Genomic DNA, 14,735 nt, shown 5'->3' with positions numbered 1-14,735 from the left:
GCGTGCCGCGACGCCGAGGCCTTCAGTAGGGCCGGCTCGCGGTCGGCTTCAGCAGGTGCCGGCGCAGGTTGGCATCGCTCGCGAAGCGCCCGGTGATGTCCAGGATGCGCGCCACTTCGGCCGGCGTGTTGTAGCCGCCGAAGGACAGCCGCACCGCCCCCGTGTCCAGCAGGTTGGACACCACCCCTTCCATGTAGAAGTACTTGCGCAGCGCGAAGGACTCGGGGTGGCGCAGGCAGACGATGGAGCTGTTCGCGCCCTCGACGTCCGAGGAGAACAGCTCATAGCCCTGGGCGCGCAGGCCGCTGTCGAGCTGTGCCCCCAGGCCCAGCACCCAGGGCGCGAGCCGATCGATGCGCGCCTGCTCGATCATCAGCAGCGCTGGCGCCAGGCCGTAGACCGCCGGGTAGTTGATGTTGCCGCCCTCGAGGAGGCGCGCATCGCCGCCCGCGCCCGAGTCCAGCTGCCAGTCGGCGACGTTGCGCCGGACCTTGTTGACGACCGAGGCGCCGAGAAACGCGGGCTCGAGCTCCGCCAGCAGTTCGGGCGACAGGTGCAGAAAACCCAGGCCCAGCGGCCCCAGCAGCGGCTTATAGGCGCCGCAGGCCAGCGCATCGATGCCCCAGCCCTCCACATCGATCGGCAGCAGGCCCACCGCCTGGATGCCATCGACCACCAGCCGGATGCCGCGTTCGCGGCAGCGCGCACCCAGGGCCTGGATGTCGGCCCGCACGCCGGTGCTGTACTGCACATAGGACACCGCGATCAGCCGCGTCCTGTCGTCCACCCGCGCCCACAGCGCGTCCAGGCTCACATGCCGGTCCTGCGTGGCGGCCACGCGGACCTCGACGCCGCGCCGGCGCAGGTGGAGCCAGGGCACCACGTTCACGGGATGCTCCTGGTCGTCGATGACCATGTTGTCGCCCTCGCGCCAGGGGAAGCCCTGGGCCACGATGTTCAGGCCCTCGGTGGTGTTCTTGGTGAAGGCCACGCGCCGTGCGCTGCCACCGATGAGCCGTGCGACCTGTACGCGCACGCCTTCGGCCGTGGCCAGCCATTCGGGCTTGTCCGCGCGGGCATGCGTCACGCCGCTGAAGAAATCCTGCATCGCCTGGCTGACCCGCGGCGACAGTGGGCTGCTGTAGGCCTGGCAGGCGTAGATTTTTTCTTGTGTGATGGGGAAGTTGTCCCTGAACGCCTGCTGCCAATCCATGTCGGTACTGCCTTGTTGTAGCCGACGGATTCTAGAAATTCGCTGGCACGCTCAGCGCATAAGCATGGTTGAAATCCTTCTGAGCGAATGGCGCGACGCTTCCTAGAATTTCGCCTCACATCGCCCGGCGCCCGCCTCCGGCACCTGCCCCGTTCGTGCGGTCCGGCGCATCGCCTGGCCAGCGGCGTGGACACACGCTCCAAGCCGCATGCGCGCACCGTTCGCGCCTCACTCTTCCACCTGGACCTCTCTTTCATGCGCTTGAACTTCTCCACGCCCCTGCTTCGCGGCGCTGCCGTCTTCGCGCTCGCGGCGTGCACCGCGATGCTCGTCCATGCCGGCCCCACGGTCGACGCCATCAAGAAGCGCGGCCAGCTGGTCTGCGGCGTGAGCCAGGGCTCAGCCGGCCTCTCGCTGGCCGACAGCCAGGGCAAGTGGAGCGGCCTCGACGTCGACCTCTGCAGGGCGCTGGCGGCCGCGGTGCTGGGCTCGCCCGACAAGGTGCGCTATGTGCCGCTCAGTTCGCAGCAGCGCTTCCCCGCGCTGGTCTCGGGCGAGATCGACGTGCTCAGCCGCAACACCACCGTCACCTCGGGCCGCGACGCCGGCCAGCCTTATGTCTCCACCGCCGTGGTCTTCTACGACGGCCAGGGCTTCCTGGTGCCGCGCAAGCTGGGCGTCAAGAGCGCGACCCAGCTCAACGGCGCGCAGGTCTGCGTGCAGCCCGGCACCAACAACGAACAGAACCTGGTGGACTGGTTCGCGGCCCACAAGCTGAAGTACCGGCCCGTGGTGATCGAGAACCTGGTCGAACTCGAGAAGGCCTTCTACGCCGGACGCTGCGACGTCTACCTGTCCGACGCATCGACGCTCGCGGCCAGCCGCGCCGCGCGCGCCGCCAAGGCCGACGACTACGTGATCCTGCCCGAGCGCGTCAACAAGTCGCCGCTCAGCCCCTGGGTCCGGCGCGAAGACGGCAACTGGGCCGACATCGTGACCTGGACCGTGCATGCCGTGGTCGCCGCCGAAGAGCTGGGCCTGAGCTCGACCAACGTCGACAGCTTCCTGGAGAGCAAGGACCCGCAGATCCGCCGCCTGCTCGGGACCGACCCCGGCATCGGCAAGAGCTTCCAGCTGGAGGAACGCTGGGCCTACCAGGTGATCAAGTCGGTGGGCAACTACGGCGAGATCTGGGACCGCAACGTCGGGCCCCAGACGCCCCTCAAGCTCGAGCGAGGACAGAACGCGCAATGGAACAAGGGCGGCCTGCTCTACGCACCGCCCTTCCAGTAAGCCGCCGGACGCGCCGCCCGCGCCTGCGTCCCGGTTCCCCGGCGCGCCGCCCGCGACGGGGAACGTTCATCGTCTTCAGGCCGGCGCGCCGACGCCCTCGTTCATGGGCGATGGCGCCGTCGCACTTCGACCTCTCCGTGCATCGCCGTGCCTGATTTCAGTTTCCTGTTCCAACACGCCGGCTTCCAGATCGCCGAAAGCCTGCTCGACGCCGGCCCCACCGACACCTACCTCCACCTGCTGCTGGCCGGCCTGGTCAACACGGTGACCGTGGTGGCCGTGGCCCTTCCGCTGGCCACGCTGCTCGGCCTGGTGGTGGGCCTGCTGCGGCTCACGCGGCATCCGCTGCTCTATCGCGCCATGGCCCTCCTCGTGGAGCCCGTGCGCAACACGCCGGTGCTGTTGCAGCTGTTCGTCTGGTACGCGTTGCTGCTGGGCTTGCCGGAGGTGCGCGAAGCCTGGCAGCCGCTGCCCGGCGTCTTCATTTCCAACCGGGGCCTGGCATTGCCGATGCTCCAGGGCGCGGGCGCCCATGCCGGGTCGCTGGCCGTACTCGCGGTGTCGGCGGCGCTGCTGTGGCTGCTGCCCCTGCCAGCCCATGGCGCATGGCATGCACTGGGCCGCGCGAGGCAGCGCATCCGCTGGCCGGTGCTGGCCGCGCTGATGCTGTGGGCGGGCTGGCGCCTCGCTGCCTTGCCGAGCCCGGTGCTCGACCTGCCCGGATTCGCCGGCCTCGGCCTGGCGGGCGGCTGGGGCCTGAGCCCCGAGTTCACTGCACTGGTGCTGGGCCTGACGGTGTTCCACGCGGTCTACATCTCCGACATCGTGCGCGGTGCCGTGCTGGCCGTCCCCACGGGGCAGATCGATGCCGCCTCCGCGCTCGGCATGCGCCTGCCCGGCGTGGCGCGCACGGTGGTCTATCCCTATGCGGCCAGGGCCGCGCTGCCGCCCTTTGCCAACCAGTGCCTGATGCTGCTGAAGAACAGCACCCTGGCGATCGCCATCGGTTACCAGGAACTGACGGCCATCGTCAACACCACCATCACGCAAACCGGACGCGCGCTCGAAGGCATGGCCCTGGCCGCGGCCTGCTATCTCGCCGCGAGTGCCTTGATGGCCTGGGGCCTGGCGCGCTACAACGCACGGATGAACAGGCAGGGCATCGAGGGGGCCGGCATGAGCCGCCTGGGCCAGCGGCTGGGCGTGCCTGCCCTGACGGCCCGGGCCTTGTGGCGCACACCGCCGCGCGCCGTGCTCAGCACGGTGCTGGCCGTGCTGGGGGCGTGGGCGCTGTGGGCAGGCCTGCGCTGGGCCTTGCTGTCGGCGGTGTGGACCGGCGGTGCGGCAGCGTGCGAGAACGCAGGCGGTGCATGCTGGGTGGCCGTTGTCGCGAACTGGCCACTGCTCATGTTCGGCACGATGGCGCCACCGCAGCGCCCGGCCGCGCTGCTGGCCATCGTGCTGGTGGTCGCCGGCGTCGGCGCCGCCTTCATGCCACGCCGGGGCCCGCGCGCGCGTCTCGCAGGTGCGGGCGCGGCCTGGTTGCTGGCGGGACTGGTACTGGCCGGCGTGTTCGATGGCGCACCGCCGCTGCTGCCGGTGCAGTGGGGTGGCGTGCTGGTGACCGTGGTGATGTCGGTCGCGTCGATCGCGCTGGCGCTGCCACTGGCGGTGCTGCTCATGCTGATGCGCCGCAGCCGGCGGTCATGGCTCAGGGTGCCGGCCGTGCTCCTGATCGAAGCCGTGCGCGCCGTGCCCCTGATCACGCAGCTGCTGCTCGTGTCCTTCCTGATCCCCGTCTGGTGGGGCGGCGACTGGTCGTCTTCGAAGTTCCAGCTGGCGCTGGCGGCCCTGGTGCTGCACACCGCCTGCCTGCTGGCGGAGGTGCTGCGCGGGGCGTTGCAGGCCGTGCCCGCCAGCCAGGTGATCAGCGCGATGGCCTTGGGCATGCGGCCGGCCGCCGTGCTGTGGTCGGTGCTGCTGCCGCAGGCCAGGCGCATCGCGGCCCCGGCTGCGCTGGGCGTGTTCGTCGGTGCCGTCAAGGACACGTCGCTGGTCGCGGTGATCGGCGTGTTCGATGTGCTGAGCGCGGCCAAGGCCGTGGTGGCCGATACGACCTGGCGGCCCTACCATGTGGAGCTCTACGCGACGGTGGCGCTGTTCTATTTCCTCATCTGCCTCGGCCTGTCGCGCCTGGCCGAGCGCATGCGCCGGCAAGGCAGCGGCACGAAGGCCGCCTGAGCCGGCGCTCGCCGCGCCCCGCCGTCCACCCGCTCGGCACGGAGGCCCTCGACTTCATAATTCAGGCCCTTCCCAGCCACCCACCGAATCGGAACGCCCTTGAGTGCCGCAGACTTCCTCCTGTCCCCCGCCGTGCAGAAACTCATGCAGGTCGTGTACGCGGCGCCGGACCAGTGGCTGTCGTCGAAGGAGTTGACGCAGCGCACGAAGCTGGCGCCGGACGTGCTCGCGTCCACGCTCGAGCACCTGGTGCAAAGCGGCATCCTGGCATCGCAGGTGCTGCAGGCGGATCAGCCCCCCGCCTTCAAGGCCGACCCTTCCTTCGTCTTCTACCGCGAGCTGCGCAGCATCGCCTTGAAGTCCTTCGCCGCGGCCGAGCCGATCCGCGCCATGCTGCGCGCCAAGTTCAAGGACTCGGTGGTGCGCGCCTTCATCCTCGGCGAGGACGACAACAGCGTCATCGAACTCGTGGTCGTGCATGGCGCGGTGACGCCCGACGAGGCGGCCATGACGGCCGCCTGCACGAAGCTGTCGAAGAGCCTCCATCGCCACCTGCAGGTGCACGTGGTGTCGGCGAACCGGCTCAGCGCGCCGGCGCGTCACGATGCACTCGTGCACCGGCTGGCCGCGGCTTCGACCTTCGAGATCATCGCGCCCGGCGACACCAAGGCCCGCTTGCCGGCCGAGCGGCTCGGGCTGCTGCAGAGCGCGAAGAAGAAGCTGGCGGCCCTGTCCAGGTGAGCTCAGGCAACTGCGTGGCCTGAACCGGTTACGGCGCGCCTTCCTGCGGCACTGCACGCTCGGCAGGTTGCGCCGCGTCGAAAGCTCGGCGTTGTGCGCGGATGCCGTCGGCGTTCTCGATCACCCAGGTCCACAACGGGATCATCTGGCAGAGCAGTTCGCGGCCCAGGATCGTCAGCTCGTACTCGACGCGGGGCGGCGTTTCACGGTGGTCGAAACGCAGCACCAGGCCATCCCGCTCCAGCTGCCGCAGCGTGCGCGTCAGCATCCGCTGGGTCACGCCCGCCAGTCGACGTCCCAGATCGGCATGCCGGAGACGGCCCGACACGCCCAGGGTATGGACCACACCGAGCGACCATCGGTTGCCGGCGTGCGCGAGCAACTCGCGCTTGAGTCCGTCGTCGTCGTCGCTCAGCGCGGCGCAGACGGCATGCGACTGCTGGATCAACTGCTCGACTTTTTCTGGCGGTATCACGCGTGTGCCTTCTTTTGCCCGGGGGTTCCGGGTCCAACTGCCGATTTTCACAGGAGAAGAATCCATGCAGCATGGCCGCGCCCCCATCATCCCCCGCATCCTGGTCGTCGGCACCCGAGAACTGGGACTGAGCGTGATCCGCGCGCTCGCCGCCCGCGCGGGTCCGGCAGGCACCTGCATCAGCGCGCTGCTGCGGCCCGACGCGGCGCCCTCGCCCACGCCCGCCCGGCGCACGGTGCTGGCAGCGCTGGCGCAGCTCGACGTGACCCCGGTCTACGCCGACATCGCCACGGCGAGCGCATCGGCACTCGCCGAGGTCTTCCGGCCGTTCCAGACCGTGGTCAATTGCACGGGCTTCGTCGGCGGCCCGGGCACGCAGCTCAAGCTCACGACCGCGGCCCTGGGGGCAGGCGTCGAGCGCTACGTGCCGTGGCAATTCGGCGTCGACTACGACACGATCGAAGCCGGCAGCGGCGGCGGCATCTTCGACGAACAGATCGCGGTGCGCGCCCTGCTGCGCGCACAGCAGGCGAGCTGCTGGACCATCGTCTCGACCGGGATGTTCACCAGCTTCCTGTTCGAGCCGGCCTTCGGTGTCGCGAACCTCCAGCAGATGAGCGTCCATGCGCTGGGCAGCTGGGACACCCGCGTGACCGTGACGACGGCCGAGGACATCGGCAAGCTGACGGCGGACATCCTCTTCACCCATGCGCCCGACACGAACCGGATCTTCTTCACCGCCGGCGAGACCCTCAGCTACGGCCGCCTGGCCGACCTGGTCGAGCAGGTCTTCCAGACAAAAGTCGCGCGCACGGAATGGACGGTCGAGAGGCTCCGGCAGGACCTGGCGCGACAGCCCGAGGACGTGATGCGCAAGTACCGGCTGGCCTTCGCCGAAGAACCCGGCGTCGCCTGGGACCCGGGCATCACCTACAACGCCAGGAAGGGCATCCCGACCGATGACGTCGCGGCCTTTCTTCGCCGCATCGCGCTTGCGCAAGGCGTCTGAAAGGCTGCAGCACCCGGGAAAAAGTGCGCCCCGCGGTGCCGTCCGCGCAGGCCGATCCCGGCCCTTCGGCGTCGTCTCGGAACCGACATGTTCGTTACTTGAAGCTACGCTAGCATCGCGCCCCTTCTCCTGACAACGGTCAGGCAGGTTCAATCGGGAAGATGGCGAAATGGCGTTGCACAAGAAGTTTCCAGGGTTGAGATGCGCATGCGAGCCGGTCGCGGCCGACCGCATGGAACGCAGCTTCTGGATGAGGCTGCTGCCCGGCATCAGGGCCTACCGCTGCCGCACCTGCGGCACCGATTTCCTGGCCTCCAAACGGGCGATGGATGCGCTGGTGATCGCGCAGCGTCAACAGGCTTTCGAGAGCCGACGCGAAACCCGCTGAGGCCGCGAAGCCGGGCCAGGCCGTTTCTTGACATTCAGCGTTTGATGCAACATCATAAGTTGCATGATATTCAAAAGCCTCCGGACGCGCACTGTCACGCGCCACCTGCGCATGCCGTCGGAGGGCCATCTCGCATGACGCCGTTCTCCGATCCGACCCTTGTCTCGGGCTACGCCGACAAGACCGCGCGGCTGGTTCCCGGCCTGCGCGACCTTCACAAGATGGCAAGCGTGCTGATGGCCGAGCGTGCACCCGCCGATGCGCGGGTGCTGGTGCTCGGCGCCGGCGGTGGGCTGGAACTGAAGGCTTTTGCCGAGCTGCAGCCGGCCTGGCAATTCGATGGCGTGGACCCGTCCGCGGAAATGCTTGCGCTGGCGCGCACCACGCTGGGCCCCCTCGCCTCGCGCGTGCGTTGGCACGAGGGCTACATCGACAGCGCGCCCGAAGGCCCCTTCGACGCCGCGACCTGCCTGCTCACGCTGCACTTCCTGCCGGCCACCGAGCGCCGCGAGACCCTGGCCCAGATCCATCGCCGGCTCCGGCCCGGCGCGCCCCTGGTCGTCGCGCACCACAGCTTTGCCGACGACGATCCCGGCAAGGACCGATGGCTCGCGCGCAACGCCGCCTTCGCGATCGCCTCCGGCGTGCCCGCGGCGCGGGCCCGGAGCAGCATCGCAGCGATCAAGGAGCGCCTGCCCGTGCTCTCGCCGGAACAGGACGTGGCGCTGCTGTACGCGGCGGGGTTCTCGAACGTCGAGCTGTTCTATGCGGGACTGAGCTTCAAGGGCTGGACGGCCTTCAAGCCCTGAGGGCGCGCCGCTGTCGGCGGCCCTCACCCGGCCCATCGCTTCCAAACCTCCGGCAACCCGCACCTGGCGCCCGGGGAGCGCTAGGATGGGCGGGTGCCCGGCGCCCGCATCGGCCCACGAAGCGATGCGGCAGCCAGGATCGCTCCCTCGAAGATCGGTGCGTGCAAGCCATCGATATGCAACATCTTTTACGCCATGAAAATAGCCACCTGGAACGTCAACTCGCTCACCGCTCGCCTGCAGCACGTGCTCGACTGGCTGATCGCCAACCCCGTCGACGTGCTGTGCCTGCAGGAGCTCAAGATGAGCGACGACAAATTCCCGCTCGACGTGCTGCAGTCGGCCGGCTACCAGGCCGCCTACTTCGGCCAGAAGACCTACAACGGCGTGGCGATCCTCAGCCGCGCGCCGGTGAGCAATGTGGCGAAGAACATCGGCGGCTTCACCGACGAGCATTCGCGCGTGATCAGCGCCACCGTCGACACGGCGCACGGCCCGTTGCGCGTCGTCAACGGCTACTTCGTCAACGGCCAGGCGCCGGGCAGCGACAAGTTCGCCTACAAGATGCGCTGGCTCGACGCGCTGCGCGGCTGGCTCGCGGCGGAGATGGCAGCGCATCCGAACCTCGTGCTGCTGGGCGACTTCAACATCGTGCTGGAGGACCGCGACAGCTTCGACCCGGTCGGCCTGAAGGAAACCATCCACCACACGACCGAGGAACGCGATCACTTCCGCGCGCTGCTCGCGCTGGGGCTCACCGATGCCTTCCGACTGTTCGAGCAACCCGAGAAGAGCTTCTCGTGGTGGGACTACCGCATGCTGGGCTACCAGAAGAACCGCGGCCTGCGCATCGACCACATCCTGGTGAGCGCACCGCTGGTGCCGCGCGCCGTGGGCTGCATCATCGACCGCGTGCCGCGCAAGTGGGAGAAGCCCAGCGACCATGCGCCCGTCGTGCTGACGCTGGACCAGGCGGACTGACGCCATGCGTGCCACGCACGGCCGGCACCTTGCAGCAGTCGTTGCGATCGTGGCCGCCCTGCTGGCCGGCTGTGCGCCGCTGAGGCCCGCGGTGGCGCCGCCCGATGCAGAGGTCACGCCCGGCGCGGCCGCCGAGGCCGAGACCGCCATCGCGCCGACCTCCACGGTCGAGCCCGTGCGGCTGATCACCAACCAGACCCCGGCCGTGCGCGCCTACCGCAAGCTGGGTTCGGGCCAGATCTACAAGGCCTACCCGACGCGCATCTACAAGGGGAAGATCCCGCCCTTGGTCTACGCGGTGGTGGTGGTCGAGACCGACATCGACGCCACCGGCAAGGTGCTCAACGTGGGCTTCAGCCGGCGACCGAGCCATGCGCCCGAGGTGCCGGAGATGATTGCCGAACTGATCCGCAAGGCGTCACCGCTGCCCCCGCCGGGCAAGCTGGGCGCGCACACCTACGTCGACACCTGGCTCTGGGACAAGAGCGGCAACTTCCAGCTCGACTCGCGCACGCTGGGGCAAAGAAGCCGCTGAATTAGCCCACCCCCGAAGGGCTTCGCGCACTGCGTGTCGCTTCGCCCTCCCCCTCAAGGGGGCAACACCGGCGGCCCGGCGAAGCCGGTTCCGCGGTGTTCCACGCACAGGCGCACAGGTACCGAGGAAAAGGCGGATTACTCCAGCCCCAGCTCCTGGATCTTGCGGGTGATGGTGTTGCGGCCGATGCCGAGCTTCTGCGCGGCCTCGATGCGGCGGCCGCGCGTGTTGGCCAGTGCGGTGAGGATCAGGCGCGATTCGAAGCGACGCGACAGCACCTCCCAGACATCGGTGTGGCCAGCCGACAGCAGGCGCTGCGCCTCGAGCTCCAGCCCGCCTTCCCACTCCGCGGCGGTGGCGGTCTCGGGTGCGATGACGGATGCGGCCGGCGCCGCGATGGCGGCAAAGGGCGCGTCGCCGTCGTGCTCCGCGGCCAGGCCCGCCAGTGGCGGCACCGGGGCATGCAGCGCCACGGCATCGGCCGCGGGCGCGGCCATCACTTCGGGTGGCAGGTCCTTGGTCTCGATCAGCTGCGCCGGCGCCATCACGGTCAGCCAGTGGCAGATGTTCTCGAGCTGGCGCACGTTGCCGGGAAAGCCGAAGGTCGCGAGTTGCGCGAGGGCCGCATCGGAGATGCGCTTGGGCTCGACGCCCAACTGCTTGGCACTCTGCTGAAGGAAGTGGCGCGTGAGCGCGGGCACGTCCTCGCCGCGCTCGCGCAGCGCGGGCAGCCGCAGGCGGATCACGTTGAGCCGATGGAACAAGTCTTCGCGGAAGCCGCCGAGCTTCACGCGCTGCTCGAGGTCCTGGTGGGTGGCGGCGATCACGCGCACGTTGGCCTTGACCGAGTTGTGGCCGCCCACGCGGTAGAAGTGGCCGTCGCTCAGCACGCGCAGCAGGCGCGTCTGAAGGTCGAAGGGCATGTCGCCGATTTCGTCGAGGAACAGCGTGCCGCCCTCGGCCTGCTCGAAGCGGCCGCGGCGCATGGTCTGCGCGCCGGTGAACGCGCCGCGCTCATGGCCGAAGAGTTCGCTCTCCAGCAGGTCCTTGGGAATGGCCGCGGTGTTGATGGCCACGAAGGGACCGTTGGCGCGCGGCGAGTGCTTGTGCAGCGCGCGCGCCACCAGTTCCTTGCCCGAGCCCGATTCGCCGGTGATCAGCACCGTCACGTTGCTCTGCGCCAGCCGGCCGATGGCGCGGAACACGTCCTGCATCGCCGGCGCTTGCCCGAGCATCTCGGGTGCGGCGGCCATGCGCTCCTCGGCCACTTCCTCGCGCTGGCTCTCGCCGACGGCGCGGCGGATCAGTTCGACCGCGCGCGGCAGGTCGAAGGGCTTGGGCAGGTACTCGAAGGCGCCGCCCTGGAAGGCCGAGACCGCGCTGTCGAGGTCGGAAAAGGCCGTCATGATGATGACCGGCAGGCCGGGGTGCTTGGCCTTGATCTTGTCGAGCAGGTCGAGGCCCGAGCCGCCCGGCATGCGGATGTCGCTCACCAGCACCTGCGGGCCCTGCTGTTCGTCGTCGTCCGCGAGCTCGAGCGCGGCCAGCACCTCGCGTGCATTGGTGAAGCTGCGCGTGGGCAGGTCTTCGCGCAGCAATGCCTTCTCCAGCACGAAGCGGATCGATTGGTCGTCATCTACTATCCAGATCGGCTTCATGCAACTCCTTGTCGTCTTGCTGCTAGGGCAGCGGTATCAATATCTTGAAATCGGTCCGGCCGGGCACGCTGTCGCATTCGATCACCCCATGGTGCTGTTGCACGAAGGTCTGCGCCAGCGTCAATCCGAGGCCCGTTCCGCCGTCCCTGCCCGACACCAGCGGGTAGAAGATGCGGTCCTTGATGGCATCGGGTACACCCGGTCCGTTGTCGATGACATGCAATTCCAATGCCAGTCGATACCACTGCTTGTTGAAGATGACCTGACGCGCGATCCGCGTCTTGAAAGTGATGCGCGCATCGCCGGCCGCGCGGCGCTCGACCAGGGCCTGCGCAGCGTTGTGGACGATGTTCAGCGTGGCCTGGATCAACTGCTCGCGGTCGCCTCGGAACTCGGGGATCGACACGTCGAAATCGCGCTCGATGTGCAGGTCGCGCGGGAACTCCGCGAGGATCACCGAACGCACGCGCTCGCAGACCTCGTGGATGTTCACGTCGCCCACCACGTGCGGGCGGCGGTGCGGGGCGAGCAGCCGGTCGACCAGCGTCTGCAGACGGTCGGCCTCGTGGATGATGACCTGCGTGTATTCGATGAGGTCGCGCGACTCGACCTCCATCTGCAGCAGCTGCGCCGCGCCGCGGATGCCGCCCAGCGGGTTCTTGATCTCGTGGGCCAGGTTGCGGATCAGTTCCTTGTTGGCCTGCGCCTGGTCGATCAGCCGCTCCTCGCGGTCCTGGCGCACCTGCTGCTCGAGCGGCGAGAGCTCGATGATCAGTTCGCCCGGCTTGTCGCCCTGCGCCAGCGTCACCTGCACCGGCATCAGTTCATGGTTGACGCGCCGCAGGAAGGCCTCGTAGCGCAAGGTGGCGAAGTCGTTGCTGCGCGCGCCGTCGATGGCGGTGCGCAGCACCTGTGGTTCTTGGAAGCAGGCGCCGAACTGCGAGCCCTCGAGCGTGCGACGCGAGGTGCCCAGCGCATCCTCGAGCGCGGCGTTGGCGAACAGCACCGAGCCGTCGTCCTTGACCACCGCGATGAGCGTGGCCAGCAGGTCGAAGGGCTGGAAGCGTTTGAGCGAAGAGGCGGTCTTGCCGAAGGCCATGTCAGTTGGCCGCCGCAGGCAGGCGCCCGATCTCGCGGCGGATGCCGGCGATGTCGCTCTCGTTGCGCGCGATCTCGGCCTTCATCTCGGCCACGCGGTCGAGGTACTTCTGATAGTTGCGCGCCTCGCCACCCTGCTTCTCGGGCTCGCCGTTGTTGTAGTCCTTGAGCAGTTCGGCCTGGCGTGCCTCGGCCTTGCGCAGCTCCGACTGCAGCACCGAGCGGGCCTCGCCATCGCGCGCGCGCTGGTCCGAACCCTCGACGCGCGGGCTGCCGGCCGGCGCGCGCGCCGCGGCACCGCCGCCCGACGAGGCGGCCGCGCCCGGGGGCCGCGCGCCCTGGACGATGGTGACGTTGCCGCCTTCCATGACCTTGCAGCCGCGCTTCTGGGCGTCGGCGGCGTTGTTGGTGTATTCGTTGCCGCAGCGCCAGACGCGCTCCTGGGCCTGGGCCGGCAACAGGGCGGGCGGAAGAATCAACAGCAATGGAAAAAGTAGTTTCTTCATGGTCCTCGGGAAGTCTGGGCGCGAAGCAAAGGGCATTCTGATGCAATTCGAGCAAGGCCCGGCCCCGGTGTTCCCCTCCAACGAAAAAGGACGGCCGGAGCCGTCCTTTCAAATCGCCAGCGCCACACCCACGTGGCGCAAGCTCCCTTCGTGAGACACCGGGGAACCGGCTTCGCCGGTCCTCGGGTGTCGCCCCCGGCAGGGGGTGGGAGAAGCGACACGCAGTGCGCGAAGCCTGGGGGCGAGCCTGTTACAGCGAGTAGTACATGTCGAATTCGACCGGGTGCGTGGCCATGCGCATGCGCGTGACTTCCTGCATCTTCAGTTCGATGTACGCATCGATGTACGAGTCGGTGAACACGCCACCCTTGGTCAGGAAGGCGCGGTCCTTGTCGAGTGCTTCCAGCGCCTGGTCGAGGCTGTGGCAGACGGTCGGGATCAGCGCGTCTTCTTCCGGCGGCAGGTGGTACAGATCCTTGGTGGCGGCTTCGCCCGGATCGATCTTGTTCTCGACGCCGTCGAGGCCGGCCATCAGCAGCGCGGCGAAACCGAGGTACGGGTTCATCAGCGGATCGGGGAAGCGTGCCTCGACGCGACGGCCCTTGGGATTGGCCACGAACGGGATGCGGATCGATGCCGAACGGTTCTTGGCCGAGTAGGCCAGCTTCACCGGGGCTTCGAAGCCGGGCACCAGGCGCTTGTAGCTGTTGGTGCCGGGGTTCGTGATGGCGTTCAGGGCACGGGCGTGCTTGATGATGCCGCCAATGTAGTGGAGCGCGAATTCCGACAGGCCTGCATAGCCGTCGCCGGCGAACAGGTTCTTGCCGTCCTTCCAGACCGACTGGTGCACGTGCATGCCGGAGCCGTTGTCGCCGACGATGGGCTTGGGCATGAAGGTGGCGGTCTTGCCATAGGCATGGGCCACGTTCTGGATCACGTACTTCTGCAGCTGGACCCAGTCGGCGCGCTGGATCAGCGTGCTGAATTTGGTGCCGAGTTCCATCTGGCCGGCGTTGGCCACTTCGTGGTGATGCACTTCGACCGGGATGCCCAGGGCTTCGAGCACCAGGCACATTTCCGAACGCATGTCCTGGAAGCTGTCGACCGGGGGCACCGGGAAGTAGCCGCCCTTGACGGCCGGGCGATGGCCCGTGTTGCCGTGCTCGTATTCCTTGTCGGTGTTCCACGAGGCTTCTTCGGAGTCGATCTTGACGAAGCAGCCCGACATGTCGTTCTTCCAGCGCACGCTGTCGAACACGAAGAATTCGGGTTCCGGTCCGAAGTAGGCGGTGTCGCCCAGGCCCGAAGCCTTCATGTACGCCTCGGCGCGCTTGGCCAGCGAACGCGGATCGCGCTCGTAGGCCTTGCCGTCGGCGGGGTCGATCACGTCGCAGGTCAGGATCAGCGTCGTCTCTTCGAAGAAGGGATCGATGTTGGCGGTGTTCGGGTCGGGCATGAGCTGCATGTCCGAGGCTTCGATGCCCTTCCAACCCGCGATCGACGAGCCGTCGAACGCATGACCCGAAGTGAACTTGTCTTCATCGAAATGCGACACCGGCACGGTCACGTGCTGCTCCTTGCCACGGGTGTCGGTGAAGCGGAAGTCGACGAACTTGACCTCGTTTTCCTTGACGAGCTTCAGTACATCGGCGACGGTCTTTGCCATCAATTTCTCCTGGTTGAAAGGGTAGTGGTTGGAAATACGTGTGCAAGGGAATGCAGGTTCTGTGCCATTGCGGGGCATCCCCAAAGCGGCTCTTTCGGGGCTGGCGCCCCGTCAAAGCGATA

The 14,735-nt window shown here is 68.2% G+C and carries 14 protein-coding genes; 8 read left to right on the top strand and 6 right to left on the bottom strand.

Annotated features, from left to right (window positions below):
- Window positions 1-22 precede the first annotated feature (22 nt).
- On the bottom strand, window positions 23-1,213 hold the full coding sequence (locus A9977_RS18600; protein WP_183026358.1) for an aminotransferase class V-fold PLP-dependent enzyme: 1,191 nt from the start codon (window positions 1,211-1,213) through the stop codon (window positions 23-25).
- Between the two features lie 255 nt (window positions 1,214-1,468).
- Between A9977_RS18600 and A9977_RS18595 the strand changes: the two genes are divergently transcribed.
- From A9977_RS18595 to A9977_RS18585, 3 genes are all read left to right on the top strand, one after another.
- Window positions 1,469-2,506 carry an amino acid ABC transporter substrate-binding protein gene (locus tag A9977_RS18595; RefSeq protein ID WP_183026357.1) on the top strand — a complete coding sequence of 346 codons (1,038 nt, stop codon included), beginning with the start codon at window positions 1,469-1,471 and terminating at the stop codon, window positions 2,504-2,506.
- Between the two features lie 147 nt (window positions 2,507-2,653).
- On the top strand, window positions 2,654-4,747 hold the full coding sequence (locus A9977_RS18590) for an ABC transporter permease subunit (protein ID WP_183026356.1): 2,094 nt from the start codon (window positions 2,654-2,656) through the stop codon (window positions 4,745-4,747).
- Between the two features lie 99 nt (window positions 4,748-4,846).
- Window positions 4,847-5,488 carry a hypothetical protein gene (locus A9977_RS18585; RefSeq protein ID WP_183026355.1) on the top strand — a complete coding sequence of 214 codons (642 nt, stop codon included), beginning with the start codon at window positions 4,847-4,849 and terminating at the stop codon, window positions 5,486-5,488.
- A 28-nt stretch (window positions 5,489-5,516) separates the two neighbouring features.
- Here A9977_RS18585 and A9977_RS18580 read toward each other — a convergent pair whose 3' ends face one another.
- Window positions 5,517-5,960: a winged helix-turn-helix transcriptional regulator gene (locus A9977_RS18580; protein ID WP_405054691.1), complete on the bottom strand. Its 444-nt coding sequence runs from the start codon at window positions 5,958-5,960 to the stop codon at window positions 5,517-5,519.
- Between the two features lie 67 nt (window positions 5,961-6,027).
- Between A9977_RS18580 and A9977_RS18575 the strand changes: the two genes are divergently transcribed.
- The 5 genes from A9977_RS18575 (at window position 6,028) to A9977_RS18555 (ending at window position 9,685) form a co-directional block, all read left to right on the top strand.
- Window positions 6,028-6,972 (top strand): aromatic alcohol reductase, encoded by a 945-nt coding sequence (locus A9977_RS18575; protein ID WP_183026353.1) that lies wholly within the window; start codon window positions 6,028-6,030, stop codon window positions 6,970-6,972.
- Between the two features lie 232 nt (window positions 6,973-7,204).
- Entirely contained in the window at window positions 7,205-7,360 is a 156-nt protein-coding gene (locus tag A9977_RS18570; RefSeq protein ID WP_183026352.1) for a hypothetical protein, read from the top strand.
- Window positions 7,361-7,494: 134 nt separating this feature from the next.
- On the top strand, window positions 7,495-8,169 hold the full coding sequence (locus tag A9977_RS18565; RefSeq protein ID WP_183026351.1) for a class I SAM-dependent methyltransferase: 675 nt from the start codon (window positions 7,495-7,497) through the stop codon (window positions 8,167-8,169).
- Window positions 8,170-8,364: 195 nt separating this feature from the next.
- Complete coding sequence (gene xth / locus A9977_RS18560) at window positions 8,365-9,150, top strand: exodeoxyribonuclease III (RefSeq protein ID WP_183026350.1); 786 nt, start codon at window positions 8,365-8,367, stop codon at window positions 9,148-9,150.
- Window positions 9,151-9,154: 4 nt separating this feature from the next.
- Complete coding sequence (locus tag A9977_RS18555) at window positions 9,155-9,685, top strand: hypothetical protein (protein WP_183026349.1); 531 nt, start codon at window positions 9,155-9,157, stop codon at window positions 9,683-9,685.
- A gap of 137 nt (window positions 9,686-9,822) precedes the next feature.
- On the opposite strand, the gene ntrC is transcribed toward A9977_RS18555, so the two are convergent.
- The 4 genes from ntrC to glnA form a co-directional block, all read right to left on the bottom strand.
- Window positions 9,823-11,343, bottom strand: coding sequence for a nitrogen regulation protein NR(I) (ntrC, locus tag A9977_RS18550; protein WP_183026348.1), 1,521 nt, complete (start codon window positions 11,341-11,343; stop codon window positions 9,823-9,825).
- 22 nt (window positions 11,344-11,365) lie between these two features.
- Window positions 11,366-12,442, bottom strand: coding sequence for a nitrogen regulation protein NR(II) (glnL, locus tag A9977_RS18545; RefSeq protein ID WP_183026347.1), 1,077 nt, complete (start codon window positions 12,440-12,442; stop codon window positions 11,366-11,368).
- A gap of 1 nt (window position 12,443) precedes the next feature.
- Entirely contained in the window at window positions 12,444-12,947 is a 504-nt protein-coding gene (locus tag A9977_RS18540) for a hypothetical protein (protein WP_183026346.1), read from the bottom strand.
- 250 nt (window positions 12,948-13,197) lie between these two features.
- Window positions 13,198-14,613 carry a type I glutamate--ammonia ligase gene (glnA, locus tag A9977_RS18535; protein WP_183026345.1) on the bottom strand — a complete coding sequence of 472 codons (1,416 nt, stop codon included), beginning with the start codon at window positions 14,611-14,613 and terminating at the stop codon, window positions 13,198-13,200.
- Window positions 14,614-14,735 lie beyond the last annotated feature (122 nt).

Source organism: Variovorax sp. UMC13 (genome assembly GCF_014170375.1).
Classification (GTDB): Bacteria; Pseudomonadota; Gammaproteobacteria; order Burkholderiales; family Burkholderiaceae_C; genus Variovorax.
Note: the sequence above shows the minus strand (reverse complement) of the source record. Positions and strands in the feature narration are given on the sequence as shown.